Raw genomic sequence first — 283 nt, forward strand, 5'->3', positions numbered from 1 at the left:
GCGGCAGCGACGACGGAAGATTCTTCCGTCGTCATCGGCACCCGCCATTTTTTGCCGTTGACCAGGGCGCCGGTAAGGCAGCTTAGGGGCAGCTTGACTTCCCCGATCACGTTTTCGCTTAAGTCATTCAGCCGGTTTAAGTCAGCTTCTGGGATATCTTCCAGGCTGACACCGTCAGCTTTTAAAAACTGCCGCCTTTCTTCAGGCGGCAACTGATAAAATTTCATTCTATGCTTATGCCTTTTCTACTTCAAAAGCGATTGCCAGGCCGCCGCCGATGCAG

At 52.7% G+C, this 283-nt stretch carries 1 protein-coding gene; it reads right to left on the minus strand.

Annotation, left to right across the window (positions count from 1 at the left end; all coding sequences use genetic code 11):
* Window positions 1-227 (minus strand): hydroxymethylglutaryl-coenzyme A reductase family protein (locus lacNas_RS00285; RefSeq protein WP_507762766.1); only part of this gene is annotated, 227 nt, incomplete at its 3' end.
* Window positions 228-283 lie beyond the last annotated feature (56 nt).

The sequence above is a fragment of the Lactobacillus nasalidis genome (genome assembly GCF_016587775.1).
Lineage (GTDB): Bacteria > Bacillota > Bacilli > Lactobacillales > Lactobacillaceae > Lactobacillus > Lactobacillus nasalidis.